The 25,179-nt window shown below is 31.1% G+C and carries 32 protein-coding genes; 27 read left to right on the top strand and 5 right to left on the bottom strand.

Annotated features, from left to right (window positions below; genetic code table 11):
* Positions 1-24: 24 nt before the first annotated feature.
* Positions 25-2,208: a DUF5723 family protein gene (locus tag LNP81_RS13300; protein WP_230036536.1), complete on the bottom strand. Its 2,184-nt coding sequence runs from the start codon at positions 2,206-2,208 to the stop codon at positions 25-27.
* A gap of 162 nt (positions 2,209-2,370) precedes the next feature.
* On the opposite strand from LNP81_RS13300, the gene LNP81_RS13295 reads away from it, so the two are divergent.
* From LNP81_RS13295 to LNP81_RS13245, 11 genes are all read left to right on the top strand, one after another.
* Positions 2,371-2,844 carry a Dps family protein gene (locus LNP81_RS13295; RefSeq protein ID WP_230036534.1) on the top strand — a complete coding sequence of 158 codons (474 nt, stop codon included), beginning with the start codon at positions 2,371-2,373 and terminating at the stop codon, positions 2,842-2,844.
* A 108-nt stretch (positions 2,845-2,952) separates the two neighbouring features.
* Entirely contained in the window at positions 2,953-3,138 is a 186-nt protein-coding gene (locus tag LNP81_RS13290) for a CsbD family protein (RefSeq protein WP_055098382.1), read from the top strand.
* 157 nt (positions 3,139-3,295) lie between these two features.
* Positions 3,296-3,847: a helix-turn-helix domain-containing protein gene (locus LNP81_RS13285; protein ID WP_230036532.1), complete on the top strand. Its 552-nt coding sequence runs from the start codon at positions 3,296-3,298 to the stop codon at positions 3,845-3,847.
* Positions 3,848-3,868: 21 nt separating this feature from the next.
* Positions 3,869-4,318 carry a response regulator gene (locus LNP81_RS13280; protein ID WP_055098384.1) on the top strand — a complete coding sequence of 150 codons (450 nt, stop codon included), beginning with the start codon at positions 3,869-3,871 and terminating at the stop codon, positions 4,316-4,318.
* 10 nt (positions 4,319-4,328) lie between these two features.
* The gene (locus LNP81_RS13275) at positions 4,329-6,113 is read left to right on the top strand and encodes a sensor histidine kinase (protein ID WP_230036531.1); all 1,785 of its coding nucleotides are present in this window, start codon (positions 4,329-4,331) and stop codon (positions 6,111-6,113) included.
* A 617-nt stretch (positions 6,114-6,730) separates the two neighbouring features.
* The gene (locus LNP81_RS13270; protein ID WP_230036528.1) at positions 6,731-7,303 is read left to right on the top strand and encodes a DUF4142 domain-containing protein; all 573 of its coding nucleotides are present in this window, start codon (positions 6,731-6,733) and stop codon (positions 7,301-7,303) included.
* Positions 7,304-7,339: 36 nt separating this feature from the next.
* Positions 7,340-7,987, top strand: coding sequence for a porin family protein (locus LNP81_RS13265; RefSeq protein WP_230036526.1), 648 nt, complete (start codon positions 7,340-7,342; stop codon positions 7,985-7,987).
* A 37-nt stretch (positions 7,988-8,024) separates the two neighbouring features.
* Entirely contained in the window at positions 8,025-8,177 is a 153-nt protein-coding gene (locus tag LNP81_RS13260) for a lmo0937 family membrane protein (RefSeq protein WP_109746162.1), read from the top strand.
* A gap of 45 nt (positions 8,178-8,222) precedes the next feature.
* Positions 8,223-8,507 (top strand): YtxH domain-containing protein, encoded by a 285-nt coding sequence (locus LNP81_RS13255; RefSeq protein ID WP_230036524.1) that lies wholly within the window; start codon positions 8,223-8,225, stop codon positions 8,505-8,507.
* Between the two features lie 35 nt (positions 8,508-8,542).
* Positions 8,543-8,926, top strand: coding sequence for a hypothetical protein (locus LNP81_RS13250; RefSeq protein ID WP_230036522.1), 384 nt, complete (start codon positions 8,543-8,545; stop codon positions 8,924-8,926).
* A gap of 22 nt (positions 8,927-8,948) precedes the next feature.
* On the top strand, positions 8,949-9,320 hold the full coding sequence (locus LNP81_RS13245; RefSeq protein ID WP_230036520.1) for a hypothetical protein: 372 nt from the start codon (positions 8,949-8,951) through the stop codon (positions 9,318-9,320).
* A gap of 638 nt (positions 9,321-9,958) precedes the next feature.
* Here the strand turns inward: LNP81_RS13245 and prfA are convergent.
* The 3 genes from prfA to LNP81_RS13230 form a co-directional block, all read right to left on the bottom strand.
* Positions 9,959-11,035 (bottom strand): peptide chain release factor 1, encoded by a 1,077-nt coding sequence (prfA, locus tag LNP81_RS13240; RefSeq protein ID WP_065449322.1) that lies wholly within the window; start codon positions 11,033-11,035, stop codon positions 9,959-9,961.
* Positions 11,036-11,370: 335 nt separating this feature from the next.
* On the bottom strand, positions 11,371-11,781 hold the full coding sequence (locus tag LNP81_RS13235; protein WP_230036518.1) for a type II toxin-antitoxin system HicB family antitoxin: 411 nt from the start codon (positions 11,779-11,781) through the stop codon (positions 11,371-11,373).
* A 35-nt stretch (positions 11,782-11,816) separates the two neighbouring features.
* Positions 11,817-12,005: a type II toxin-antitoxin system HicA family toxin gene (locus tag LNP81_RS13230; protein ID WP_055098392.1), complete on the bottom strand. Its 189-nt coding sequence runs from the start codon at positions 12,003-12,005 to the stop codon at positions 11,817-11,819.
* A gap of 300 nt (positions 12,006-12,305) precedes the next feature.
* Between LNP81_RS13230 and LNP81_RS13225 the strand changes: the two genes are divergently transcribed.
* From LNP81_RS13225 to LNP81_RS13195, 7 genes are all read left to right on the top strand, one after another.
* Positions 12,306-12,884 carry a hypothetical protein gene (locus LNP81_RS13225; RefSeq protein WP_230036516.1) on the top strand — a complete coding sequence of 193 codons (579 nt, stop codon included), beginning with the start codon at positions 12,306-12,308 and terminating at the stop codon, positions 12,882-12,884.
* A gap of 16 nt (positions 12,885-12,900) precedes the next feature.
* Entirely contained in the window at positions 12,901-13,650 is a 750-nt protein-coding gene (locus LNP81_RS13220) for a hypothetical protein (RefSeq protein WP_230036515.1), read from the top strand.
* A 195-nt stretch (positions 13,651-13,845) separates the two neighbouring features.
* Positions 13,846-14,445: a hypothetical protein gene (locus LNP81_RS13215; protein WP_230036513.1), complete on the top strand. Its 600-nt coding sequence runs from the start codon at positions 13,846-13,848 to the stop codon at positions 14,443-14,445.
* A gap of 31 nt (positions 14,446-14,476) precedes the next feature.
* Positions 14,477-15,169 (top strand): hypothetical protein, encoded by a 693-nt coding sequence (locus LNP81_RS13210; RefSeq protein ID WP_230036511.1) that lies wholly within the window; start codon positions 14,477-14,479, stop codon positions 15,167-15,169.
* Between the two features lie 128 nt (positions 15,170-15,297).
* Positions 15,298-16,092 (top strand): hypothetical protein, encoded by a 795-nt coding sequence (locus tag LNP81_RS13205; RefSeq protein ID WP_230036509.1) that lies wholly within the window; start codon positions 15,298-15,300, stop codon positions 16,090-16,092.
* Positions 16,093-16,283: 191 nt separating this feature from the next.
* Entirely contained in the window at positions 16,284-17,006 is a 723-nt protein-coding gene (locus LNP81_RS13200) for a hypothetical protein (RefSeq protein WP_230036507.1), read from the top strand.
* 305 nt (positions 17,007-17,311) lie between these two features.
* Positions 17,312-17,770, top strand: a complete 459-nt coding sequence (locus LNP81_RS13195) for a hypothetical protein (RefSeq protein ID WP_230036505.1) — start codon at positions 17,312-17,314, stop codon at positions 17,768-17,770.
* Between the two features lie 542 nt (positions 17,771-18,312).
* Here the strand turns inward: LNP81_RS13195 and LNP81_RS13190 are convergent.
* Positions 18,313-18,642, bottom strand: a complete 330-nt coding sequence (locus LNP81_RS13190; RefSeq protein ID WP_230036503.1) for a hypothetical protein — start codon at positions 18,640-18,642, stop codon at positions 18,313-18,315.
* Positions 18,643-19,398: 756 nt separating this feature from the next.
* Here LNP81_RS13190 and LNP81_RS13185 point away from each other — a divergent pair.
* The 9 genes from LNP81_RS13185 to LNP81_RS13145 all read left to right on the top strand — a co-directional run bounded on the left by LNP81_RS13185 (position 19,399) and on the right by LNP81_RS13145 (position 25,056).
* Positions 19,399-20,175, top strand: coding sequence for a hypothetical protein (locus LNP81_RS13185; RefSeq protein WP_230036501.1), 777 nt, complete (start codon positions 19,399-19,401; stop codon positions 20,173-20,175).
* Between the two features lie 210 nt (positions 20,176-20,385).
* Complete coding sequence (locus LNP81_RS13180; protein ID WP_230036499.1) at positions 20,386-21,108, top strand: hypothetical protein; 723 nt, start codon at positions 20,386-20,388, stop codon at positions 21,106-21,108.
* Between the two features lie 19 nt (positions 21,109-21,127).
* On the top strand, positions 21,128-21,568 hold the full coding sequence (locus LNP81_RS13175; RefSeq protein WP_230036497.1) for a hypothetical protein: 441 nt from the start codon (positions 21,128-21,130) through the stop codon (positions 21,566-21,568).
* A gap of 71 nt (positions 21,569-21,639) precedes the next feature.
* The gene (locus LNP81_RS13170) at positions 21,640-22,122 is read left to right on the top strand and encodes a WGR domain-containing protein (protein ID WP_230036495.1); all 483 of its coding nucleotides are present in this window, start codon (positions 21,640-21,642) and stop codon (positions 22,120-22,122) included.
* A gap of 112 nt (positions 22,123-22,234) precedes the next feature.
* Positions 22,235-22,579, top strand: a complete 345-nt coding sequence (locus LNP81_RS13165) for an avidin-fold protein (protein ID WP_230036493.1) — start codon at positions 22,235-22,237, stop codon at positions 22,577-22,579.
* 159 nt (positions 22,580-22,738) lie between these two features.
* Positions 22,739-23,167: a copper resistance protein NlpE N-terminal domain-containing protein gene (locus tag LNP81_RS13160; RefSeq protein WP_230036491.1), complete on the top strand. Its 429-nt coding sequence runs from the start codon at positions 22,739-22,741 to the stop codon at positions 23,165-23,167.
* Positions 23,168-23,238: 71 nt separating this feature from the next.
* On the top strand, positions 23,239-23,706 hold the full coding sequence (locus LNP81_RS13155; protein ID WP_230036489.1) for a DUF6934 family protein: 468 nt from the start codon (positions 23,239-23,241) through the stop codon (positions 23,704-23,706).
* Between the two features lies 1 nt (position 23,707).
* Positions 23,708-23,866: a hypothetical protein gene (locus LNP81_RS13150; RefSeq protein ID WP_230036487.1), complete on the top strand. Its 159-nt coding sequence runs from the start codon at positions 23,708-23,710 to the stop codon at positions 23,864-23,866.
* A gap of 116 nt (positions 23,867-23,982) precedes the next feature.
* Positions 23,983-25,056 (top strand): acyltransferase family protein, encoded by a 1,074-nt coding sequence (locus tag LNP81_RS13145; RefSeq protein WP_230036485.1) that lies wholly within the window; start codon positions 23,983-23,985, stop codon positions 25,054-25,056.
* The last annotated feature ends 123 nt before the right edge of the window (positions 25,057-25,179 follow it).

Below are 25,179 nucleotides of genomic sequence, written 5' to 3'. Positions count from 1 at the left end.
TTTGGTTTTATATTCAGCTTAGGCTTATAAATTACCTAAGTAAACAATTTCTGTTCTTCTGTTTTCTGCTCTTCCTGCAGCTGTTTTATTTGTTGCAACAGGTTTTGTAGCACCAAATCCCTGAGAACTCAAATTATCAGGATTAACTCCTTTTGCAATCAGAGCATCCATTACTACTTTTGCTCTTGCTTCAGACAATTTCTGGTTTGCCGCTGCATTTCCAACATTATCAGTATGTCCGTTAATAGCGAATTTAGCATTAGGATAATTTTTCAGGATTTCTTTGATAGCGCCTAACCTTCCTGAAGTTACGCCTTTTTTCGCATCGCTTAACGTTGCTTTTCCGGTAACGAAAAAGATCGATTTAGCTTCTACTTTTAATTTTTCTAAAGTCGCTTTAGTCACTTTAGGACAACCTTTATTTTCAGCAGGACCAGCAATTAAAGGGCAATCATCTACATTATCCGGAACACCGTCTTTGTCAGCATCCAAAACCGGACAACCTTTATTTTCTGCTAAACCGGCAACTGTTGGGCACGCATCGTCTTTGTCCAGAACGCCGTCTCCGTCAGTATCCGGCCAAGGACAACCTTTGTTTTCTACAGGACCTGCAATTGCAGGACAAGCATCTACATTATCTAAAAGTGTATCTCCGTCTGTATCTTTCCAAGGGCAGCCTTTATTTTCTGCCGGGCCTTTTACATCCGGACAAGCATCATCTTTATCAAAAACGCCATCTTTATCTGTATCCGGCCAAGGACAACCTTTATTTTCTGCCGGGCCAGCTACTTTTCTGCAGGCATCTTCTTTGTCGATTACTCCATCTTCGTCTGTGTCTTTGAATTTCTTCTCATAAACCGGAATTTTTATCCCAAGGTGAAAATCAGCTGCTTTTGATTCTTTCGAAACTAAATTGGTCAAAATAGAACCTGAACCAATAAAGAATGCTCCTACTCTTAATCCTGAACCTACCTGCATTCCGCTGTACTCCATATACGTCATTGGTACATAAAAACTGAACCATCTGCTTTCGTAACGAGGTGTAAGGGTTACACGATCAGCGATTCCGTAACCATTGATTTTATCGGCAGATACCATATTGATATCTCCGTTAAGATTCAAATAGAATTTTTGGTATATATTCCAGTCTACATCAGCATGAAGCGCTGTTGGTAAATTGGTTTTCATTCCTTTTTTAGAAGATGTTTTGGTATAATGTTCGTTAAGGAAATCGTAGAAATTATCTGCATCATCAATCATTTCCTGCGTAATGGTACCGTTTACATTATAAGTATCCTGTCTTCCATTTTTGTAATTGATTGATCCAATATCAGTAACCGATAATCCGAAACGTACTTTGTATTTATTTAAATCTCTAAAATTATTATCTGCCGGTTTTGCTCTGCTCAAATCATATTGATCATAATCTGGTCTCCATTCGTACACCAATCCAAAATCAAAGCCGAATCCGTTTGCATTCGAGTCAAATTTATAATCTTCGTTCGCTTCAAAATCCTGGCTTGTACCCACAGAAATTTGTCCGCTTGATACAAGAGTTCCCTGCTCAGGATTTACTGTATTTTCGTTATAAGCAACATTTACATTATTGCCTTTTACATATCCGTTTACACCACCTTGCAAATATTTGGCAGTTAAACCTCCTTTTAAAAAGTGTTGGTCTTTTTGGTATAAAACTGCTGCGTAAGAAAGTCCGAGTTCTGCCCAGGTATTCGAAGCGCCATTGGCGTTTCCTGCATTAAAATTAAAATCGCTTGCTTTATCCAAACCATCTTTTACCTGATCTACAAGATTTCCGTTAATGTTCCTTACGTTGCTAACTGATCTTGCTCTTGTAAATACCGCAACGGTATGTTTGGGAGCAATATTAAACATAAATGACGGCCCCATGATATCGAAATTAGCAAGACCATTGTTATTATTTTTTGGAGTCATTTTAGACTGACTATCAAAATCGTACCCTTTTTTATAGGTATCGAAAATATTTACTCCGTACAAATCATTTGCAACAGATCCGCTAACAGAAAAGATATTGATATCTGTTTTAAAACGCGAATCGGCAATAGAAGCCGGATTGAAAAGTACACTTTGAATACCTGCATAATTATCATGCGTATATCCTAAATAAGATTGGGCTTTGGCCGAAAAAGTAATGGTAATAAGTAATAAACTAAGTAAAGTTTTTTTCATTAAAATTTGGTTTTTTAGATAAATTCGGGGGCAAAACTACACTTTTAGAATTACAAACGTGTTACCGCAACATTGAATTCATGTAACATCTTCAATAAATTATGTAAGAAAACAGAAAGGCTTCTTTTCTATTTTTGATAAAGAACCTTAAATCAACCAATTATGACTCCACATATCGGAATTACGCCAAAAAACTTAAAGAAAAGTACTTCTATATTAGCCACTATTTTATCTAATGAAATGACGCTGTATGTGAAAACAAGAAAATTTCATTGGAATATTTCAGGAAATAGTTTTATGGAGCTGCATAAATTGTTTGAGGAACAATACCGAATTCTGGAAGCTAATATTGATGAAGTTGCAGAACGCATTAGTCAGTTGGGAGAAAAAACAATTGGTACAATGAAGGAGTTTATCGATAATTCGACTTTAAAAGAATCTCCTAAAGAATACGCTTCGCAAAAACATATGCTTGAGGAACTTTTAGAAAATCACGAGCAACTGGTTACGGAGTTCAGAGATTATATTCCGGCTTTTGAAGACGATAATAATGATATAGGTTCTGCAGATTTTGTAACAGGTTTATTGCAACAACACGAAAAAATGGCGTGGGTTTTACGCCGCTATCAGGTATAGAAAAGTACGAAAATGTGAATTATGAAACGGTTTGCAAAATTCATATAACGACAAAGCAAAACAGAATAAGGAAATTTACAATATTATAAATACATAAAAAAAAATATCATGAATACTACAGAGATAAAAGGAAACTGGAACGAGTTGAAAGGAAAATTGAAACAACAATATGCAGATCTTACAGATGACGATTTGTTGTATGATGAAGGTAAAGAAGACGAAATGTACGGAAAACTTCAACAAAAATTGGGAAAAACAAAAGATGAAGTCCGCAAAATTATTGCAGATTTGTAAATCGTTATAAATCAACTACAAATACCGTCTAGTACAACATATTAGGCGGTATTTTTTTGAGGATTTTATTTAAATTTTTCAATGTTCTAAACTGCTATCAAGCATTAAACTCTATAACCAAAAATAAATTAATTATCTTTAACCAAATTTCTACAAAATGAAACTATTTATAAAGTTCGACATAAACACCATTTGCTCGCTTTTTTTGAAACAAAACCTGGAACAAAATAACATAAATTTTACAACTCTGGGATTTGGCGAAATTGAAATTGCGGACAATCTTGATGCAGATGCTCTCGAATCTTTAAAAAATAATTTGTTGCCGTGTGGTTTTGAAGTGGTCGAAAATCAGAAAAGTGTTCTTGTTCAAAAAATAAAGGATGCTATAATTGAGCTTGTTTTTATGGAAGACAGCAATAATTATAAAAGTTCTGTGTTTTTAGCAGAGAAATTAAATCACAGTTACGGTTACTTGTCTAATGTTTTCTCAGAAGTGACATACTCTTCTATTGAAAACTTTATCATTTTACAAAAAATTGAAAGAGCCAAACAATTAATTATTATTAATGAAATGAGTTTGACCGAAATTGCTTTTTTACTAAACTACTCGAGTGTTGCCCATTTGAGTACACAGTTTAAAAATACGACGGGAATTACGCCATCGGCTTTTCAGAGAATCATTAAGAAACGTAGAGAAAATTTAAAATAAAACCCATAATACCATACTAAAATGCAAAAAAACGCATTATACATTTTATTGGCTGATGATGATGAAGATGATCGTCTTTTTTTTAAGGATGCTTTTGAAGAAATAAAAATTCAGACAAAAGTTGATTTTGTTCATGACGGAATGCAGTTGATGGATCATTTGATGGATCCTGAAACCAAATTACCTGATATTTTATTTCTGGATTTGAACATGCCTAAAAAAACTGGTAAAGAATGTTTGATCGAAATAAAAAAAACAGAACATCTTAAAAATATTATTATTGCCATTTATTCTACTTCGTCATCCGAAGAAGACATAGAAGACACCTTTATTCAGGGAGCGAATATTTATATCAAAAAACCAAGCGATTTTAATACGCTTAAAAAAATAATTAATGAAGTCGTGACAGTAAACTGGCATTATCATACATCAGGTTTAAACCGTGATAACTTCCTGCTTCGACTAAAATAATAGCATACCAATGAAATGGATACCAAATTTTAATTCTTCAAACTCATTGAGAGTTATTTTTGTAATCGCGGTTTTCATTCTGTTATTTCTTTCTTCTATTGCTTACAAGCACAATCGGGATTTAGATGAATCCAGCAAAGTGGTAATGCATACGTATGAAATAAACATTCAATTAGAGCGATTAATGTCGGCAATTAAGGATGCCGAAACCGGGCAGCGTGGCTATATTATAACACGAAATGCCCGATTTCTAACACCTTATATTTACTCACGCGATAAAGTAAATACGTCATTTATTACTCTAAAAAAACTTACTGCTGACAATCCGAAGCAGCAAAAAAATCTTGAAAAATTATTCAAATTAATTATTCAGCGTTTTGTTTCTTTCGAAAATTGTCTAAAATACAGCGATCCCAAAACATATGATAAGAGAAAACTCGATAATCATATGTTTGGCGGTCGAATCCTGATGGAAAACATTCGTTTTCAGGTAGACGAAATGAACGACATCGAGAAAAATTATCTGGCAAAAAGACTTAAAATTTATGCTGCCGAAATCTCATTAAGTCCTCTATTTTCTATTTCTTTATTTCTTGTAGCGCTAAGTTTTATTTTATTGGCTTACAGACAAATTAGTCGTGACTTTGAACGTTTGAAAATTTACAATAAAAAACTTTTGATCTCAAGCGGACTAATGGCCGAATCTGAAAGTATTGGTAAATTCAGTACCTGGCAATGGGATCTGGATTCTAATAAAATAGATTACTCAGACAATCAGTTTCGTTTATTGGGTTTTGAACCTAATGCCTTTGTTCCTGAAAGAGCAACTTTCCTGGAATTTGTACATCCTGATGACAAAGAAACTGTAGCAAAATCGATGGAAGGTATTGTAGAGAAAAAACAATTGCCTTTTGTATACTATAAAATTACAAGACCGGATTACGAAATAAGATATTTTAAATCTACCGGAAAATTATTGACCGATCAACAGGGAAGTAAAATTTTATTGGGAATCAATTTTGATATTACAGATGAACATCTATTAAATATCGAACTTCAGGAACGTAACAGAGAACTGGAAAAAAGCAATAAAGAACTGGCTTCTTTTAACCATGTTGCGAGTCATGATTTGCAGGAACCTTTAAGAAAAATTCAAACTTTTGTTTCGCGAATCCCAGAAGCTGATAAAGCTGTTATGTCAGAAAGTGCAAAAGGTTACATTTCTAAAATCGAAGTTTCGGCCAAAAGAATGCGAGTTTTAATAGACGATTTACTTTTATTCTCAAGAACCAATACTACCAAAAAAGAATTTATAAAATTAAGCTTAAACGAACTGCTGGAAAATGCCGAATCTGAATTGGCTGAAATCATCGAGGAAAAACATGCCGTTATTACAGTTTCGAAATTGCCTAAACTGGCTGTTATTCCATACCAAATCGAACAGCTTTTTATAAACCTTATCGGGAATTCATTAAAATACAGTCAGCCTGATATCGCGCCTGAAATCAAGATCGAAAGCGAAAAAGTAAACTCTGCCGATTATCCTGATTTATTAGAACCTAATATTAAAAAATTCCATAAAATAACTTTCACCGATAACGGAATGGGATTTGATCCTCAGTTTAAGGAAACTATTTTTGTTTTGTTCCAGCGTTTGCATTCTAAAACAGATTATCCCGGAACCGGAATTGGCCTTGCCATTTGCAAAAAAATTGTCGACAACCACAAAGGTCACATCATAGCCGACAGTACTCCTAATAAAGGATCTGTTTTTACAGTGTTTCTGCCGGAATAGTTTTCAGTCACAGTTTACAGTTCTTAAAAAAATCTGCAGTCACAGTCGCAGTTTGCAGTTCTTAAAAAGTCTGCAGTCACAGTCGCAGTTTACAGTTTTAAAAAAGTTTACAGTCACAGTCGCAGTTTACAGTGAATGCAAAACTGAAAACTAAAACTGCCAACTAAAACACTGAATACTGACTGAACACTGAGACTGCAAACTGAGACTGCAAATCGAGACCGAAGACTGAGACCGAAGACTGAGACTTAGACTGTAAACTGAGACTGTAAACTTAGACTGTAAACTTAGACTGTAAACTGAGACTGCAAAATGAGACTGCAAACTGAGACTGCAAACTGAGACTGCAAACTGAGACCGAGACTGTAAACCAGGAAAAAATCTGTAAGAAAAGAAATCACATCTAAATTAATACTAAACAGAAAAAAGAAATCACAAAAAGAACTGTGGTTTCTTTTTTTTTGCCTTAAACTTTAATTAATAAAACCTTGAAAATTAAAGGATAAAAGACCCGTATAAATCTATTATGGGAATTATATAAAGATTCTTTTTTATGCTGTAAAGTAAAATGTTTGTTTCGTTAGCATCTTTGTAATGTAATACTTTATGAAGTAATAATGATAGCAGTGCAACAACTAAAAGCGACAATTTTTAGACTAATTTTTTTATTGACAATTCTACTTTGCATCACGTCGTGCAAGAAAAATAATCCGATAGAAGCATCACTAAAAAATGAAACTTTTGCTAAAACGGAAAAGGAAGAAATAGAAGCCTTTTTTTTTATTGCAACTGCGAATGTAACGAAATCAATTATTTCAAAAAGTCAAATTGCACAACAAAAAAGTTCAGATTCTACGATACAAGAGTGGAGTAAAAAAATAGAAATCAATCAGAATCAATTGTTGCAGGATGTTTCTAAAATGGCCAATAAAAAGCTCATTATTATTACAGAAATAAATGCAACACACAATAAACTCGATTTATATGAACTGATTGATGCCAGTAGTCCTGATTTTAATAAAGCCTATCTGGATTCGATGACAGAATCCTTAAAAGAGCAAATTGGATTGTTTGAATCTATTTCAAAACAGACAAATGACAAAACAATATTAAAATTAGTGTTACAATATTTACCTGAGCAATATCAAATCCTACGCGAAATGCAACGGATCAACAATGAGATTAATTAAATGCCTATATCTATTATTAACTAAATTATTTTAACTATGAAAATGCAATCAAATTTTTTATGCGCCTTAACACTTTTTTTAACAGCTTCATTTGGAATGCTACACGCTCAGGACAATAATGTAAATACCGAGTTTGGTGTAAAGGGAGGATTCAACATGTCTAACCTATATGGTAGCGGAGATGACGTAGATGACAACAATATTTTATACGGATTTAACGCAGGGGTTTATGCAACTTTACCTATTTCAGATTTCATCGCCATTCAGCCAGAGATTTTGTTTACTACAAAAGGAGCTGAATTTGAATACAACAATGCTTTTGCATCAGGAAACACAAAATTTAAATTGAACTATATCGAAGTTCCTTTATTAGTAAGAGTAAATGTTACTAAAAACTTTAATATTCATGCCGGTGGTTATGCATCTTACTTAGTAAGTTCTAAAGTAACTGGTGAAGGAACTTTTGATTTTGACGAGCCAGTTGACAGAGACGATTTAAACAAGTTTGATGCCGGTATCGCTGCAGGTGTTGGTGTAGATTTTGACCCAATAAGCATTGGTGTACGTTATAACTATGGGTTAACTACTGTTGGAAAAGAAAGAACTGTAGGAACAACAACAATCACAGTTCCAGACGCTAAAAACAGCAACCTGACTGTATACTTATCGTATAAATTAAACTAGAAAAAAAAACATTTATTAACCCCTTAATATAAAAACCATGTCAAATTTATTATATACAATCGCAGTAATATTGGTCATTCTGTGGGCTTTAGGCTTCTTTGTCTACAGCTTAGGAAGTATCATCCACATATTATTAGTAATTGCGATCATCGCAATACTATTCAGACTTATCAAAGGTCGTGAAGTTTAAAAATCAACATTATAAAAAATTATTTTAATCACTAAATCAAATATTATGAAAACGAGTAACACAATTTTAGGAATTTTAGGAGCTGCAGCTGCAGGAGCATTCATAGGTGTATTATTTGCACCGGACAAAGGGTCAAACACAAGAAAAAAAATCAAAGATAAATCGAAAGATTACGGAGATAATTTAAAAACAAAATTTGACGGAGTTGTAAATACTATTACTGCAAACGGTAAAGATATTATCGAAGAAGGTAAAGCAAAATTCAACCAGGCAAAAGAAGACTTCAACACTATCAAAGATGAAGCAAAAAGTGTAAAAACGAACTACTAAAAAGTGAAATTTTTAAACCATAAATACCCTATATCATGGAATCAGATGCAACAACAAACGAGAACTTAAATCTTTATGAAAAAGCAGAAAACTATACCAAAACAAGTTTAGAATTACTTAAACTTAAAGCGGTATCAGCAGCAGCGGATGTTTTATCAACATTAACTTCTAAGATCGCAGTTGGAGCTGTTGTTGCATTTTTTACCTTATTCCTTAATATAGGGATTAGTTTATGGATTGGAAAAGTGCTTGGAGAGTATTATTACGGATTTTTTATCATAGCCCTCTTTTATCTTATCGTTGCGATTGTAATGCTCAAAACGCAACATAAGATTATTAAAACACCTATTGGAAACATGATTATTTCCAGTATTTTAAAAGAAACTAAAAAGGATGAAACAAAAGCTGATTTAAATTAATTAATAACTAAAAAAGACTGTTATGGAAACTATTTATACTATTGATCGATTAAATCAGACGATCCAGGAACTAGAAATTCGACAGGACGCCGAGTGGTGTGCCATTAAAGACGAAATCGATGAAATTAAGCACAATTTAAAGCCACTTAATCTAATCAGGAATACAGTAGAAGAAATCAACGAAACTGTTGGTTTCAAAAGCAATCTGGCACAATCTGCCATAAGTATCGGGATTGGTTATCTCGCAAAACGATTTGTAGTAGGTAAAAGCACTTCGATGTTCAAAGGCATCTTTGGATCATTATTGCAACTGGTCGTAACAAATTTAGTTTCAAAACCACATCATGAATCCCCAAACGAGGAATCATCACAACAAGAACAATCAAGAGAGTAATTGTCTAACTCAAATTTATGTATTATGGAAAAGTTAAGCGAAATAGTATTAAAAAATGGTGTGTACATGTACTCAAATCTATATAAATGTTTTGAATATACAAGAGTATTTCTAGGTATCTAACTTGCTTTATACGTTTTATAAACAAACGGTTAAAGAGTTAATATCCTTCACTATATATTTTATTAAGGTTCTGAGATGCTGAGTTGCTAAGGTTCTAAGATTTCTTTTGAAAGTCTAAAACCAGACTTTGTCTGAACCAAAAAAAGCCCCTGTTTCACATTAGTAAAACAGGGGCTTTTTGCATTTAAGATATTTCAATTATACCCCGAGGTTTTAATCTTGGGAAACGGAATGAAGAATATAAATTATGAGAATTTATTGCTACAGTATATTGTGATGATATGCATTTCGAGTACCTATATTACGATTATATATATTGCGTTCCAGTGGTTGAAACCACTGGCTATGTTTATATTATGGTCAAAAAAAAATCCCGTTTCACGATTAGTGAAACGGGATTTTTATATTTATATAGATTGACAAAAACCTTTGTCTCTTTGCCCCTCTGAACCTATGTTCCTAAAAACTTAGAACCTCAGCAACTCAGTCCCGAAGCCTCGGGATAGCAAATTAGATTAAAAAACTTCCGAAGCTTCTTTCAATTTCTCCATATTGTTTACCAATTGTAACTCGGCAACAATTTTCTGAATGTCACCATTCATGATATTTCCTAAATCGTAAAGTGTCAAACCAACTCTGTGATCCGTTACACGACCCTGAGCGTAGTTGTAAGTACGAATTTTAGCCGATCTGTCACCAGAACTCACCTGCGATGTACGTTTTGTAGCATCTTCAGCCTCTTTCTTCGCCAATTCCTGTTCGTATAAACGAGAACGTAAAACGTTCAACGCCTTATCTTTGTTTTTATGCTGCGATTTCTGATCCTGACATTGCGCCACCAATCCCGTAGGAATGTGCGTTAAACGTACCGCAGATTTCGTAGTATTTACAGATTGTCCTCCAGGTCCAGATGAACAGAAGAAATCCACACGAACATCGTTCATATCAATTTGTACATCAAACTCTTCCGCTTCCGGTAAAACCATAACCGTTGCTGCAGATGTATGCACACGACCCTGAGTTTCTGTCTGAGGAACACGTTGTACACGGTGCACTCCGGCTTCAAACTTCAAAGTTCCGTAAACATCCTCTCCAGATACTTCAAAAATAACCTCTTTGAAACCACCCGAAGTACCTTCGTTCATATCTACTACAGAAGTTCTCCAACCCTGGTTCTCACAATATTTAGTATACATTCTAAACAAATCTCCTGCAAAAATACTCGCTTCATCCCCACCCGTTCCGGCACGAATCTCGACCATTACGTTTTTAGCATCTTCAGGATCTTTAGGGATCAACATAAACTTGATTTCTTCCTCAAGTTCAGGCAATCTTTCTTTTGCTTCATCTAGTTGCATTTTGGCCATTTCAACCATATCTGCATCACTTCCATCAGCAATAATTTCGTTTGCCTCATCTATATTAGCCATCACAAGTACATATTCATCACGCTTTTCAGCCAATGCTTTCAGGTTTTTGTACTCCTGATTCAATTGCACATAACGTTTCTGATCAGAAATAACATCCGGCTGGATAATCAAATCCGAAATCTCGTCGAAACGTTGTTTTACTATTTGAAGTCTATCTAACATTTTCTAATTCCTTTTATTGGAGTGCAAATTTACGAAATTTTTGTTGAAAATTCTAGTATTGATTTTTTGTGTTTTTTGAAGGGGAAATTTAGTTTGATTATAGTGGTTTTTTGGATCCCGATAACTATCGGGGCTGCCTATTCTTTATATCTTTTTAGGAGCTGTTTCCTGCTATCCGTTACAATCTTTTGTGCCGAACCCCGGCACAAAAGGATTTTCACTTCTATCAGGGCTAGGGGTTTTGGTTTTAAAAGAAAGTTTGGTTCATTTTATAAAATAAAAAACCCCTCAAGTGAGGGGTTATACTTTTGTCGTAAAACAAAAGATTATTATATTCACACCAAAGTCAAATCACTTAATTCATCCGCTAATTTATGTAACCCTTTAGAAATCTGTAACATTTTATCGCTTGATAAATTTGCTAAGCCTTTAGTGTATTGTCGGAATAAACTTTGATTCATTTCTGCGTAATGCTCTGCAAAAGCTGATTTGTTGATTACACTAAAATAATCGAAAACCTGTTCTAAATCTATTTGATAACTAATTTCGAAATCAGTTATTGTAACGGTTTCTCCTTGTTCTTGCAGATATTCTACATGATATTGAAGGACTTCGTTAAAATTCTCTTTTATTTCGGTTATACTACTTCCGACTGTAGCTAACCCATCAATTTCTTTTGCATAAGCTGAAAAACCTGTAGAAGTTTTTTCAATAACAACTGAAATTACTATTTTTTTTGCATTCATATTGTCTGAATTTTACATTTAAAAAAGCGGCAGAACTATTTAAGTCCTGCTGCTTTTAAAATACTATTTAAAGTACCGTTTGCCATTTCTTTACTACCATGTCTCGGGATAGTAAGTTGATTTTGTTTTGTTGCATGTCTATACAAATCGTGGTTTGCACCATTTTTATAAAGAAACCAACCATCCTTTTTGAGAAGTTTTAACAACTCATTTACTGAAGCCATTTGCTTTTAATTTAAATTAATAAAATGCGTCTGCTATCTCTCATATATTTTTGTTTTAGGGATTTATTTGATTTTAAGTTAAGCAAATGTATAACAATTTTGTTATATAACAAAATTGTTATACGTTAAATATATTTAGCCATTTATGGTTTTCCGTAAAATCATTCACTTAAGAGAATTTACTTTTATAAAAAAAAATCAGGTGTTTTTACTTGGTGGTTAATTTAAATTAAAGACGATGTTTGTTTTTAAATTAATAAAAGTAAATAATCCAGATTCTAATACTAAAAAACATATAATATGAAATTCACTAAAAAATTATTTACGTTTTTAATGCTTTTAATAGTAACAATAAATTACGCTCAGAAACAAAAGCAGAATTCTGAAACCAGACAATTTATTGATAACGCTGAGATAACTCAAATAAACAAAGACTGGAATACAAAAGCAGAATTTAAATCCGGAATTGGTGAAATAGTTTCTTTCTTTCCCGTTGAAGCAATTGATTTAAAATCGAATAATAAAGTAAAATCACTGCAAATGGATATGACTGTTAAATATGGAAATATGTTAACAGGACAAAATAATACCTATTTCAAATCTTCATGGATTGATTTAAACGAAGTAGATGAATTCATTCTTTTTATAGAACAATATGTAATTCCAAATCTGAAAGACAAAACCGAAAGAAAACAGTCGGTAACATATATTTTTAATTCAAGAGAAATTACATTTAGTTTTTATATTGAAAAAAGTACAAGAAGAATATCTATCTATTTAAAGGATAATGGCAATACAGATAATGAACATTATTTCTGGACAGAATCGCAAGTAAGTAAGATTCCAGAATTACTTACGATGCTGAAAGAGATTAAATAATTTTAAAAAAGACATTATGAAATATCTTCTATTTATAATTTTAATTGGAGTCTATTCAAATGCACAAGATTGCCCAACAAGAATTGGTGACTTTGAAATAAATACAACAAGTATCTCTGATTTAAAATCATTACTGCCTTCATATACTTATTTGTCAACAATAGAAAATTTAGAATCATATCAAAGTCATACAGTTAATTATGAGGATCTCAATGAAGAATATACAGGAAGTTCATTTGCTTACGAGGTAAAACCAGACTATAAAAATGTAAAAAGTTGGTACAATCTCGAAGTTGCATCAGTAAATGACTCTACTGAAGTAATATTTATACCTAACTACGAAACTAATGGTATTGCTATTAAAAACGTTTTACTTAAATTTTACAATGATAAATTATATTTTATAAGGGCAAGCCTAAATAAAAGTTACACAAATATTATTCTCGAAAAGTACAAAGGAAAAGGACTTAAAACAGAAGAAAAGAAAACTGCAAATAGTTGTAAAAATTTAAAACTTAAAAAATATGTAAATACCTTTTCTCAATATTTCTTTACCTCTGAAGAAAATAAAATTCGAGCAATGTTAACTTTTGATTTTAAAATCAATAAATACTGCGAAACTGTAATTAATGATAGAATAGAAATATTTGATTTTGACATTTACATAAGAGAAAATAAAAAAATTAATTTCAATATGGAAAATATGCAAATGTTGGAAGATGATAGAAAGAAAATTGAAAAAGAAGAGAAGCTTAAAAGATTCTAAATAAACAACAATCAATAATACGGATATCTTTTCACGGTTAATAGGGAACCGTTGCTATCAGGGCTATGGGAATTGTTTTCAAAAGGAGGATAATAATTTTATGTAATATTTAAATTAAAAAGGTTTAGTTTTGAGAATCATTTCAAAATCATTTTTTAAACTAATAATATATTTAAAATAGTAAACCATTTGGATATGTCAGAAGAAATAAATTCTAAACCAACAATAGAAGAAATCAGTTTAAGAATCTACATTGAAAGAAATGTTAGCTTGTTTACTGTTTTGGGAATATTTAATGCTTTAGCAATTTATAGCATTTCAATTAAGGATACTGAAACTTCAGAGCCTTTATCATTCCTTTTTTCTTTGCTTTCTATTGTAATCCTTTGGCCTTTAATAATTGATACTGCGCATAAAAATGAAGATGAAAACCCTAATTATACGTTGATCCTCTTTAGGTTTGCTTTAGTATTAGCGCAATTTTCTTTGTCTTTATACACAATAAAAAGTTTTCCCGGCTTTTTTCAAATCTTAATTTTTATTATAGCATTAATTAAATTAGGACTACCCTTCTTTGACTTTTTATTCTATCGCTATATTAAAAAAAAATTGTCAAAATTTTCACTTACGAATATTAAAATTATAGTGGCTTTATATGGTGTAGTTACATTAATTATAAGTCTTATGCTTTCTTATTACATTAGTGTAGGTGCAAGTGAATTACTAAAAATTGTAATTTCAACCGACAAAGAAAACAGAATTCATAATTCAAAAAAACTACTGAGTAATTCTTAAAATAGTTATAAGCATTATAAAACCACAAAAAATGGAAAAAGTTGAAAAGTTAATTCCTTTATTACCAATTGGAAGCATTTTTATATTATTCTGCAGTTCAATTAAATTAATTATTTATTACAAGATTTTTAATATTTCAATTGTAGACTATATAGGAATTCAAGAATTTATTACTTCATTTATTGATGATTTATTATTTTATTTATGCATTTTTGGAATTGGAGTTTTTCTAGTTTTATTTGATACTATTCAAAGTGCAAATCAAAATTTTACTCTTAAAAGTGATACACCCGAAGAATATAAAAATGAGCGTAAAATTTCTTTAATATTAGCAATATTTATTTTACTATTAATTGTAGTCTTTTCAAATTATAGTGATTCTAAAAGTGAATCTATGGAAATAATCTGTGTTGGATTATTTGTATTTTTAGCATTATTTCGCATATTTTTATCTTCAACCAAACTAACTATTTCATATACATTATTTATTGTTACAGGAATTGTATTGTACACAATAATGTATGGATATAGTGATGCTTATAAAATTATTGAAAATAAAGACAAATTAAAATATACTATTGTCTTCAAAGAGAAAACTTATTTAACTGATAAAAATCTTAAATATGTTGGCAAAACAGAAAACTTTTTGTTTCTGTATAACTTAAAATCTAAAAGAACTACTATTTTAAAAAATGACGACTTAATAAAGCTTAGTATCCAGTAAACCATTAATCCAGATCACGCGGATGTTGCTCCCTGCTGATATGAGCATCTAACTGCTGAACTAATTATATAACTTCATTTTACTTATAACAAATTAATTGCTGAGCAAAATGTTCAATTACCAATATTATGGATGACTTTAAACAGATTTATAAAGACAGATTTGATATGTCTGATCATTTAATCCACTTTACAAGACAAAATGGAGATGCCTCAGCTTTTGAAACCTTAAAAAAAATCATAAAAACTGGACGAATAAATTGTGGATGGTCTGAAAGAAATACTAGAAGAACAATTTTCGGAAAGTATCCTGCTGTTTGCTTCACTGAAATGCCTTTAATCAGTTTAATGAATTATGTAAAAAATAGAAATGATTTTTCAAAAGTTGATTTTTATGGTATTGCTTTATCAAGAGGCAATATGTTTCATCTTGGTGCTAGAAATGTAATTTATGGCGTCTCCAATGAAAACGATGAAGTCGAAGAACTAGAAAATGGTGAAAGGTTCACTCCTTTTCTAACTGATGAGGAACAATATAGATATATGCTTACTGGAATAAAACACACTAATGATTGGACTCATGAACGTGAATGGCGGTGGCGAAATTTTCGCAATTGGTCTGAAGGAAATTATCTCCCAATATGGAAAATAGAAAAACCAATTATATCTCAAAAAGGTAAATATTATGGTGATACTATTTTTAATAATTTAGGGAATATTTATTTATTAGTAAGAACTGTAAAAGAGGCCCAACAGTTGAAATCCTTATTTTTAGAATTTAATTATCCATATTACAACATTGTAAATATCACAAAAACCTACATTTTACCTCTCGAAAACATTTCAATGGATATTGCAAGAACTGTAACAAATATCGATAGCCTGTTAGATTCTGGAATTTGCATCGAAGTTCTTAGCGAATAGATCATATAACACAACCCTTGTCCCCGATCGCGCGGATATACCTTCTAGTTCGATAGCGCGGATTTGCAATCCGTGCCTCCAACATTGAGATACAATACTTTGTATTTTTAAAAGATGATTCTCTTTACGGGCACGGATTACAAATCCGCGCTATCGGGTATAGCATCAATTTTAAAAAAATTTGATTAATTATGATCAGAAAATATATGGATTTAATAACAAATTTTGCTTACTTTTTTATTTTTTTAGGAGGATTAGCTGCAATAGTACTTTCAATAGTACAAGCAAGAGGAGCTACAGAAGATAAAAACGAAATTATAATAAAGCAAGAAGAAAAAATTAAAGACCTTGAAACTAGTCTGGAAGAAAAAATAAAATTCATTGAGAGATATATTTCAGGAGGAGATTCTTACCCCGAGTTAGAAATTCTATCGCTTCCAAATAATTCAAAACAAGTTGGAAAAATGTTTTTTCAAATGACAAATAATTTTGATTTGCCTATATATGATATTAAAGTTGAAATGTATGATTATGACTTTATAAAACTAAAAACATTTAAGGGTTTTGGCAACTTAGACTATATTAAGCCTGTAGATTTTGAAAAAGCTAGAGTATTAAACTTTCAGGAAACAACTCTTTCTCCTACAACCACAAAAGGAGGGATTTATTCGCCTGTAGCAAAGGAATGTAATTTTTATGCAAAACTATTTACACGAAATAAAGTAATTATAGAAAAAATTACGGTTATGAATGATAAAGGACATTATTATTTAGCTTATGAATTATTTGATGACACAACTAATCAAAGCTTAAAAAAATTTTATAGTCCAGGCATATCCGAAAAAACGAAAGAAATTTTAAATAAAAGGCTAATGAAAATTCCGAAGAATCTCGAGATAAAATTTTCCGAATAACAAAAAAATGCCCACTAGCAGTAGCTTCCGCTCGTGAACGCAAGCCATGCAAATAACAAAACTATAAAAACTATAAATGCACGAGCGGGACGCTCGCGCTAGCCGAAGATTTTGCCATTGGCGCAGCTGGAAAAGGAGGTTTGGATTTGCCAAAAACAACTGGTTCTTACGATGCAGTTATTGTAAATTTTAAAGGACGCAATCCTGGAGATTTGGGACAAGATATTAGAAATATGAAGACACCTGCTGGAGCAGTGAAAATTATAACCAAGGGGAATGCCCCAAAAAAGAAAGGAGGATGCTAAATGCGAAAAAATAAATACACATTCATAATATTGCTATTTCTACTTTTAAAAACAACAGTAGTATTAAGCCAGAGTAAAACGAGTGAAACACATATAAATAATTTTGTGAAATCCGTTTTTTTTGAAAAAAATAAAGTAGAATTTATTGCTGAGAATTATATCTATTTTGAACCAATTATTAATTCAAAATATACTATTAGTGATCGAATAAAGATTCTTGACAAACATTTAAAAAAAATTAAATATGAAAAAAAATCTTTAATAGATTCATCTAATTATTTTATTGTAGAATACAAAGATTATAAAGGAACTAAAATTTTGTTTGATAAATCAACAGATAATATTTACATTTTAATTAGCAAAAATAATCCCATAATGTATTTCTATTTTTTAAATGATAAAATCCTTTCATTTGATTATATCATTAAAGGAAATGAAGGACTATTTATTACATACTAATCTTAGGTTTGTAGAGGGCAAATCCTAATGGTGCTCCAAACCACTCGTAGATACTAACAATCAAAACAAAAGCTACAAAAACTATGTAGCTTTTGTTCTATATTTACAAACGAAACAAATTAATCTTTAAATATAAGGGTTACAAATCTGCCCTATCGGAATCATAACTAAACAATTTAGTAAGAATGGATTTTTTACAAATAATGGTGGGTCGAGTTTTATTAGAGCAATATTTTAGGACAAAATTAGAGCAAGAAATACCTTTAAGAATACCAGGTGGTAGAGTGCAATTTAACCCCGCTCTCCGAAGTGTTCTCATGAAAAGCTACGCAAATGTCTCTGACTTTGCGTTTTTTTTATACTTTTAAAAACCATAAATCTGATAAAAGTCTCCGACTTTCTCACGAATCACTCCAACCAATTACTTTTATAAATACAAATTAGTGCAAAAGTCAGAGACTTTGAGATGTTTCTGTTTTCAAACAAATTATATTAAATAGCGCAAAGTCAGAGACATTTGCGCAGCAGTTTTTTGAGAGAAATTATTTTGCATCAGACAAACAAATCTTATGCAAATCATCCAACAATTCCATCTCCTGATCTGGTAAAAGCTGTAATGCAATTTCAATTAAAGTCACTACATTAATATCTGTATCAGATTCAAAAACAGCCAAACTTCTAGCTTCTTTATTCATTAAAACGATACTTGATTTCAGAAGATCTGAAACCATTAGATTAAGTTCGTTATAACCGGAAATCTTTAGCGTTACACTAAACGAATTATCACTTCTATTTTCTGAATTTAGTTTGCTGAATTTATTTATTCTTTTCATTGATTCCAGAAATTCTGTGAGGTGTTTTGTATGTTGCATTTCCATGATTAATTTTTAATAGTTTTTCACCTAAACGAAATTACAAGTAATAGATTATTTTTAGGTGATTATATACAATCAGTTGTATTCAACCGATTGAATAAAAAAGAATATCAAATTAGAATTTTTAACTTTATATTCGTCATAATTAAATTATCAATCGAGTAAATGAAAAATAGAATAAGTAAACTGAATTGGAATTACGAAGACAAAAATTTAAAAAATAAATTTTTAAAGCTCTTAGTAAGTTGTACCGGTTCTGTACTCATTAGTTACTTGTTTAACACTCGCAATTTTGATAAAGCTAATTTTGTATTCTCAATAATCTTCGGAATTATAATCTGGGTTATTTTATTAATTCAAAGAAAAATTTAAAGATCCTGAAATGGCAAAACATCCTCGAAATAACAAAACACAATACTAAGCTCGAAAAAGTAAAAATTAGCAACTAATTTTATTACTACAAATATCAATAACTAATAAAAACAGATTGTTTTAAGTAATTCTAAAATAACAAAATTGGCAGAAAGAGAATTGAAATCAAAAAACAAAAAAAGATATTGGCTGCCTTATTTTTTTGGTATTTTATTATGTGTGTGCATGTCAATATACTGCTATACACAATACACGCCTAACAATCATCCTAATTACATTAGCCTCATTTTCGGTCTCATTTTTTTAATGGGCGCGATAATTTGTTTTTACAGTCTTATTACACTAAAAAACTACTCTATTGTAAAAAACACATTAATGGTAATGTCATTTGGAAAAACAAAAAGGAGTTACAATCTAAATGAAGTAGAAAATTGGACCGAAAAACAGATCAAAGAAAAATATGATAGGTGGGAAATTTTGACATTATACCTCAAAACAGGTGAAAAAGTAAAAATATCAGGTCGCAACTATGACAACTATTTTGAAATAAAAAATGAAGTAACTAAAAATAAAAAGCGAAATGTAAAACTTGAGGATTTAGCAGAACTAAAAACTGGTTTACAGGTTTGTATTATATTTGCATTAATCGGACTATTATGCTTTTTTGGTGTTTACAATGCTTTGCAGATTAAAGATGTAGATGCTAAAGATATCGTTGTTTTTGGTGCTAAAAATGCCCAAAAGATTGAACTTCGCAAGCGTAAACGTAATTCGGTTTTAATTAAGCTGGAGAACTTTCCCGATTTAAACTTTATAATTAGCGGAAAAAATTTAAAGGCCACTTTTGTAGACGATTTAGTTAATGAAGTAAAAGAAGGAGATTCTATATTTATTGGCATTGACAAAGCAGAATACAGAAAAAAAATAATAAATATAGATTCGCTATCGTTTGCTGATAAGTATTTTTTTAATAAAAATATCAGTATTGAAAGCGTAGCATCAAAAAATAATGATTATTTAAATTTATCCGGAGTTAATGCTGTTCGACTTGATGATAAATTTTGGGATGCTGCAATATTTGGCTTTTTTGGATTCATCATGATTCTTCCCGGAATATTTGCAATAAAAAAATCAATAATAAATAGAGAAAACGACTAGAAACCAATAAACTATTACTAACCAATTTACTTTTAATTTTCAACCTAAAGCTATTTGCAAAATCTAACAATTTTCCCTCTGGCACAAATCTCATGCTCATGAACACAAGGCATATCAATAACAAAATAAAATATGAAATCACGAGCGGACACTAGCGCTTCCTGAGGATAATTTTATGAACAACTGTAAAAGAATAAATATCCACCAAAAATGAAAAATATTATCTCAATACTTCTTTTATTAAGCACTATACTATTTACAAGTTGTTATGGACAGACAAAGCCAATTGGAGAAGAACCTTTAAATTTAGAAAGCTTCAATTTAGACACCAAAATACTGGACTTATATCCTGAGAAAAACAAGAGTAAACAATTTAAAAATTTTTATGAAATAAAAGGAACGGTACATTCTCAATTGGTTGCAAAAGACACCACTTATATAAATGAATATTCAGAAAATAAAAAAGCAATTGGTATAGAGTATCGTCAACAAAGTTCAACTTCTATTGATACAATGGCAGTATTTGAAAATCAGCAGTTCCAGAAAGTTAATGTAGCCACAACAATAAATGGTACAATAAAAGTAATAAATGCTGTTGCCGATGAAATTACTCAAAAACAATGTGATGCATTAATAAAGACATTAATAAAAAAGTACGGTAAGCCTAAAAAACTGAAGAATAGTTGGAATGAAACTTTTACAATATATGAGTGGACGAACAAAAACAAAATCATAAGGTTTGTGTCAGCTTTTGATGATGAAAGCACCACTATGAAAATAGTAATTCATGAAGAGAATCAAACAATTGCATCGAGAGAGAAAGAACCACACTATGTTGGTTATTTATTCATTATCAACCCTTTATTAAAAGGCGAAGTTTTTGGTAAAATGAAAACAGGAGATTTTGTTTATCTTGACGAAAAAATGGAATAAAAAACTACCTCTAAAAAAAATGAAAAAAAATATATTTAAGTTTTGGCTAATTAATTTTCTGATAAGCGTTGCATTATTTTTTATCTATAATATTGTAATTGCAGCAACAAAAACGACTGATGGAAATTTATTCGAAAAATTGATGCAGATTTTAGAACTATTATTAAACATGGGGTTTGCATTTATATATTTTATTGCAATGGTGATCTCTTCTTTTGTACTTCCTCTAAATTTGGTAGAAAAAATTAGAAATAATTTCTTTTTATCACTTTTAACATTTTTAGGAATACCATTATTTTGTTTTATTTTTATCATTACTAATGCATTGATTGATATTCGCTTGCAAAATTTTACTATTTTGACAACCCTTGCCATTTTTTCAACAATTGGTCTGCTGCTTACAACAATACAATTTTTATTATTCAGAAAAAGAATCAAGAACTATAACTTTAATAAGTAAAAACTTGTACCAATATAAGGCTTGGGAAACTCTCTTTAGCTAATAAAAACAATTTAGAAAACTAAAATACTATGCTTAAACTTTACAAACTAAAAGATAATCAGCTTTGGTACTGGGAAACCTGGGACAAAGACGAAAAAACAGCCGTTGTACATTGGGGAATAGTTGGAGAGCAAGGACAAAACAAAGAAGTTAAAGGCGGATTATTTTCGAGTTTTAGAAAGAATGTTCAAAAAGAAATTGACCAGAAACTAAAAGAAGGTTATAGAGAATTTGATCAGGATAAAGTTTCTTTTTTAGAAATTGAGTATATCATTGATGGTTTTGGAACTGAACAAGATCTTGAAAAACGACACAGACTCGAAGCAAAAATGGACGAAGTTTTAGGCTGGACAGGACTTGGCCATACTGATGGAGGAAGTATTGGCAGCGGAACTATGGAAGTGGGCTGTATGGTTGTTGACTTTGATATAGCAAAAAAAGTAATCGAAGAGAACCTTAAAGAAACTGAATTTGGGAACTATTCGAGAATTTTTAAAATAGATCAGGAATAAAATTCACAAAAGACTTTTAGATTCATTTTGCTTCCGCTGGCGTTAACGTCTTACTTATAAACATACAGATTAGGTATTACACGATACATTCAAAATTAAATCAAGATACAAAATGGATAAATTTGATTTTAATAATAAACGATTTGCACTTATTCAAAATTCTGATAATGGACAAGTAAACACCGAAACCGTTTTTAGTTATAAACAGGATGATAATCTTGTAACTGCCGACTATTTTGGCGGAACAATAAAATACGGGAAAATTATTGCCGAATTAAAAAACAACGAATTAAACATGCTTTATCAATGCTTAACAACCGATAATGAACTGAAAGCAGGAAAAGCATTAGCACAAATTACGTTGACAGAGAAGGGTAAAATCAAATTATCTCTGGATTGGGAATGGCTGACAAACGGAAACGATAAAGGCAAATCTGAATACATCGAAATTGATTAACTCAGCAAAATATTTGTTTTACAAGATCTGGAAATCTTTAGCTTAAATTCATTATATCCATAAATAAATTTACGGTTTCACGTAAGGGATTTAATTATAAACCTGTTACTTTTGATAAAGAATTTCCAATTCATTTTCAAACCAATAAAAACCACACTAATGAAACTAATCCTTACCGTTTTTCTTTTTATTTTCAACCTGACTTTATCGGCACAATCCAACCAATTCGCTGGCGATTATACACGTTCACTTAGCGCAGAAGGAAAACATATCATAGAATATAAACTGACTTTAAATCAGGACGGAACATTCGAATTTCATTACTATACTAAATTACAAGGCGGAAGTCCACCGGAAGTTAATAAATACGGAAAAGGAAAATGGAGTGTAAAAGACAATATGATTACTTTTTCTGCTAACAAAAAAGAAGATATTGACGACAAATACACTTTAGATTTTAATAAGTCAACGGCAAGATTCGTCACCAAAAATCCAAGAGATAAAAGTGACAAAGTAGTGAAGACAAAACTTCAATTTTTAGAATCTGAAATTTTTTGGATGAAAAGAATTGATATTTTTAAAGTGTAAAATCATTAAAAAATTATTGTAAGTAAATATTTATAAAAAATTACATATTTTCGCAATATTAATTTTTAAGAATGAATATTCCAAAATATGATTTGCTTACAAATACAGATTCAACCCTTTTTAGATTTGAAAGCATTGGAAGTAATGGTGAAATATCTAAAGGCATTGCTTACACAGTAACAAAAGATGAAACATTATACAATTTAGGTTTTGGAGATTTAATTATTGACCCAATCCAAAACAGATATATCATTGATGATTTAGCTGTAAGTCATAACGGGGACAGAAATACAGTTTTAGCTACAGTCGCCAAATCTGCTTATACTTTTTCAGAAATATATCCTGAGAGAAATATTTTTATTAAAGGCAGTACTAAAGCAAGAACCAGATTATACAGAAGAGCTATCTCACTTAATCTGGAAGAGTTGTCAGAAACATTTCATATCTTTGGTGCAATGGAAGATGAAAATGGAGATGTTTTTGATGTTCCATTTGATTCAAATGGTGATTTTTACGGATTTATTATTAAACGAAAATAATATGAAAACACTAACTAAAAATGTTGAGATTAGTAAACGCGCAAAAGTAAATTCTACAGTAAAAGTAGATGAAAAATTAGATAAGATAAAAAATATAAAATTTACATCTAACAAGCCTGAAGAAATAAAAAAAGTTGAATTTAAATTAAGTTTCAAATAAATTGTTCTGCTTTAAAAATTATTTATTTTAGAATTAATAAAACCGTTATAAGAACATTCTTTAACGGTTTTTTATTTATAACTTTTATTTAGATTCCTATCGAAAAGCAAAAAACAATGCCCCAAACCGAAACCTTAAAACCAAAACAACATTTTGAAATCCTCGACGGATTAAGAGGAATAGCCGCTGTGGCGATTGTCATTTTTCATTTTATGGAAATTGTTCATCCGCCAAACGAGAATTTTATTGCGCATGGTTTTCTTGCGGTCGACTTTTTCTTCTGTCTTTCCGGATTTGTTATTGCCTACGCCTATCATGACCGGATTGGTAAAATGAAACTGACTGACTTTTTTAAATTAAGATTAATCAGATTACATCCTTTGGTTGTTTTTGGTTCTGTATTGGGTTTATTGGCTTTTCTTTTTGATCCGTTTGGCGGTCATCCTGAAACCTACGAAACCGGCAAACTAATTCTGATTTTTTTTGCTTCAGTTTTCCTGATTCCTTTTCCGGTTATGGCAGATCGTTATTTCAATATATTTGGTTTAAATGCGCCAGGCTGGTCTTTGTTTTGGGAATATGTGGCTAATATTTTGTATGCACTTTTCCTTTATAAACTAAGTCGTCGTTTACTGTTTTTACTAACCATTTTAGCCGCTGCAGGAATTTGTTTCGTCAGTCAGCGTGCGGGAGGTTCGCTAATGGGCGGATGGAGCGGAGAAACTTTTTGGGATGGTTTTGGTCGTATTTCGTATTCGTTTTTAGCCGGAATGCTCATTTACCGTTCGAATTGGATTATTAAATCGAAATTAGGATTTATTGGTTTATCGGTATTATTGCTTTTAGCTTTCGTATTGCCTTTTTCAGATTTCAATTGGCTCACAGAACCTTTGGTGGTTGTATTGTATTTCCCGTTATTGATCGTATTGGGCGCCGGAGCTACTTTGGCACCAGGATTCAAAAAACTGTGCATCTTCTTCGGAAAAATATCTTATCCCCTGTACATGACGCATTACACAGCCATGTGGATATTCGCCAATTATTACACGAAATACAAACCCGAAACGCCTCAATTGACTTTTATTATTATTGCAGGAACAATTTTTCTGGTGGGTATCGCTTATTTAACAATGGTTTTTTATGATATTCCAATTCGAAAATATCTTACGGATAGAAGAAAGAAAGATTAAAAAAATGTGATGTAGAATATTATTTCACGCAAAGGCGCAAAGACGCAAAGTTCAAAAACTTAACAAACAAAAACTTGGCGACTTTGCGCGATTAAAAAAAACCTTTCTCCCTTTATAATTTCG

This window comes from Flavobacterium piscisymbiosum (assembly GCF_020905295.1).
In the GTDB taxonomy this organism is placed as follows: domain Bacteria; phylum Bacteroidota; class Bacteroidia; order Flavobacteriales; family Flavobacteriaceae; genus Flavobacterium; species Flavobacterium piscisymbiosum.
Note: the sequence above shows the minus strand (reverse complement) of the source record. Positions and strands in the feature narration are given on the sequence as shown.